General features: G+C 55.3%; 4 protein-coding genes. 2 read left to right on the forward strand and 2 right to left on the reverse strand.

Features of this window, described 5'->3' with window-relative positions:
• Both VEI96_00505 and VEI96_00510 read right to left on the reverse strand, forming a co-directional pair.
• A partial coding sequence (locus VEI96_00505) for a glyceraldehyde 3-phosphate dehydrogenase NAD-binding domain-containing protein (protein ID HXX56461.1) occupies positions 1 to 135 on the reverse strand: 135 nt, incomplete at its 3' end.
• 10 nt (positions 136 to 145) lie between these two features.
• Positions 146 to 1,381: a DUF1015 domain-containing protein gene (locus tag VEI96_00510; GenBank protein ID HXX56462.1), complete on the reverse strand. Its 1,236-nt coding sequence runs from the start codon at positions 1,379 to 1,381 to the stop codon at positions 146 to 148.
• 106 nt (positions 1,382 to 1,487) lie between these two features.
• Between VEI96_00510 and tgt the strand changes: the two genes are divergently transcribed.
• Positions 1,488 to 2,594 (forward strand): tRNA guanosine(34) transglycosylase Tgt, encoded by a 1,107-nt coding sequence (gene tgt / locus VEI96_00515; GenBank protein HXX56463.1) that lies wholly within the window; start codon positions 1,488 to 1,490, stop codon positions 2,592 to 2,594.
• The coding region (locus VEI96_00520) for a cation diffusion facilitator family transporter (GenBank protein HXX56464.1) at positions 2,573 to 3,254 on the forward strand (682 nt) is incomplete at its 3' end. The genes tgt and VEI96_00520, both read left to right, overlap by 22 nt.

Consider the following 3,254-nt stretch of genomic DNA (forward strand, 5'->3'; position numbering starts at 1 on the left):
CAGGAGATGGGCGAGCGTCTTTGCGTCGGTCAGGTCGTTGATCGCGACGACCTCGACACCGCCGTACCTCTGGCACACCCTCAAGAAATTTCTTCCTATCCTGCCGAACCCGTTGATGCCTACCTTGACTGACATGATGCCCTCCTCAGAGAGAATTTTTAAAACTGTTTATGACAAAACCGGTCATGACCTTGGGATAAAAATACGTGGACTTCGGCGGAAGTCTCCGCGACAGCAGGGCGACCCTTTCGACATCCTCCACCCGCGTCGGATTGAGAAAGAAGACGGCGTCATAGTCCCCCTCCCTCATCTGCTCCTCTGCCCGTGCGGCGTCCATCTCGTAAACGATGTCCGAGACCTTCAGGAGTCTTTTCAGGACGAGCTCGTGAAGGATGATCACGTCCAGCCCCTGGAGGGAAGGATCCAGATCCTCCACGCCCGCACCGGTGTACCGCAGGAGATATCGCTGCTCCTCTCCCTTCAGGGAGAGGCTGAGGGTCTGCGTCTTTCCCCGCATCGCCCTGATGATGTCTCTGTCCGGAGGGAGCGTCTCTATAGAGAAATGACGCGAAAGCATCTCCAGCATATTCTTCTGTCCATACTTGATAATTCTGTGTGTCGGGAGGATCGTTATGCCCCTGTCCGCTATATTCGCGAGGAACATGAGCACATAGTCGCACGTTCCCTGGCAGCGAGATTCCTCCCTTAACCTCCGGAATTCGAGCGCAGTTTCATACCGGTGATGGCCGTCTGCGATGATGATGTCCTTACCCTCAAGGTCGTTCCCGATCGCATCGATCTCTCCCTCTTCCTCGATGACCCAGAGCCTGTGGATCACACCCCCGGCATCTTCCGCCTCGATATAGGGATTCCCCTCCATGACCTTGTCAAGGACACCGGATGCCTTTTTCGCGGGACTGTCGTAGAGGGAAAAGATAGGACTCGTATTCGCCTCGCAGGCGGTCATGAGCTTCAGACGGTCGACCTTCGGCTTCGCGTGGGTCTCCTCATGCGGGTAAACACCCTTGCCGAGTTCTTCGAGCTTCACAAGACCGAAGAAGCCGGAGAGCCTCTCCCTGCCTTCTCCCGCGTCGTAGTCCATCGCGTAGGCGTAAAACGATCGCCTGTCGGGCTGAACGAGTATCCCTGTGCTCTGCCATTCCTCGAGAAAGCGGGCCGCCCTCACGTATTTGTTCTCACCGTCATGGTCTCCGCCGTACTCTTCTCCGGAGTCGATCCTCACGATGTTGTAAGGACTTTTCCTGTAGAGTGCTGCCCGCATGTCGGGCGTGATGATGTCGTAAGGAGGCGCCACGACCTCGCCTCCTGAAACCTCTGCCGCATTATAGACGATTCCCCTGAACGGGACGACTTCAGCCATCTACACCCTTTTGCCTGAGAAAAGATTGATTATCTTAGCACGCAAACAATCCGAAATTCAAACAGATTTTCGGTTGAGACCGCTCTGTGGTATGATGAAAATCACTATGGATTTCAGAATACTGGAGGAAGACGGTCCGGCGCGCGCTGGTCTCCTTACGCTCGGGCGGGGTCATGTCCAGACCCCTGCGTTCATGCCGGTAGGCACGAATGCAACGGTAAAGGCGGTCTCTCCCGATGAGCTGAAGGAGTTGGGTGCCGAGATCATCCTCGGCAACACCTACCACCTCTACCTGAGACCGGGGCACGAGGTGATACGGTCCGTGGGCGGACTGCACCGCTTCATGTATTGGGACAGGCCGATACTCACCGACAGCGGGGGGTTCCAGGTTTACAGCCTTTCCGCCTTGCGAAGGATCGAAGAAAACGGTGTTCACTTCAGGTCCCATATAGACGGCTCGCTTCACTTTATCGGACCGTCTGAGGCGATGGAGATCCAGGCGACACTCGGTTCAGATATCGCGATGGCCTTCGACGAATGCACCCCCTATCCCGCATCCTATGAATACGCGCTCAGGTCCCTGAAACTCACGACGTCTTGGGCAAGGAGGTGCAGGGAGTTACAGGGCGAAGACCAGGCGCTCTTCGGCATCGTGCAGGGCTCGACATTCGGAGAGTTGCGAAAGATGAGCGTCGAAGAACTGCTCGCGATCGGGTTTGACGGATACGCGGTAGGCGGGCTGAGCGTCGGGGAACCGAAGGGCCTCATGCACGAGATGATAACCCTCGTCGGCCCTCTTCTCCCGAATGACAGACCGAGGTACCTCATGGGGATAGGAGATCTTGGAGACGTGCTTGTCGCCGTGGAGGCAGGATTCGATATGTTCGACTGTGTCATGCCGACGAGGAATGCACGGAACGGTACGCTCTTTACGAGCAGGGGGAGGGTGAGCATCAAGAGGACTGAGTTCAAATCGGATAAAGGGCCCCTCGACCCCGAATGCCGATGCCCTGCCTGCAGAAATTATACGCGCGCCTATCTCAGGCATCTCTTCCTGACGAGGGAGATACTCTCGATGCGGCTCAATAGCTTGCATAACCTCCACTTCTATCTCGAATTTTTCCGGAAGATGAGGAACGCCATCAAGAGCGGGTCATTTCAGGAGTTCAAGAAAGACTGCGAGAGGAACCTATGGACAGAGGCGTTGCCGTAAGGAATGTCCTCATCTATACCCTTGCGGCCAATGTATCCGTTGCCCTGGCGAAGGTCGGGTATGGCCATTTCACAAACTCCATCTCGATAACTTCCGACGGCTTCCATTCCTTCTTTGACGGGACCTCGAACATCGTCGGACTCGTCGGGATCTGGATAGCCTCGCGCCCTCCGGATAGGAACCATCCCTACGGACATAAGAAATACGAGACCCTTTTTACGATGGCGATAGCATCGATGCTCTTCTTCACCTGCTATGAGATACTGAAGAGGGTGTACCACTCGTTTCATGAAGGCCACAGGACCGTCGTTACGGAAATGAGCTTTGTCATCATGATCGTGACGATAGCCGTCAATATCAGCGTGATGCTCTATGAACTGAAGAGGGGCAGGGAGTTGCAGAGTGAATTTCTCATAGCCGACGCGAAACACACGAAGAGCGACATCCTGACATCCTTCTCGGTCATTATCGGGCTGATATTTTCGAGGCTCGGCTATCAGCAGGCAGACGCAATCATCGGGATGATCATCGTGGCCCTCATCGCGAAGATCGGATATGAAATTCTAAAAGCAGCGTCGGATGTGCTCGTCGATACGGTCTGCATCGACACCTTCGATGTAGAGGCCGTGGTGGCAGGGATAGAAGGCGTGAGGGGATGCC

Source organism: Thermodesulfovibrionales bacterium (assembly GCA_035622735.1).
Taxonomy (GTDB): Bacteria; Nitrospirota; Thermodesulfovibrionia; order Thermodesulfovibrionales; family UBA9159; genus DASPUT01.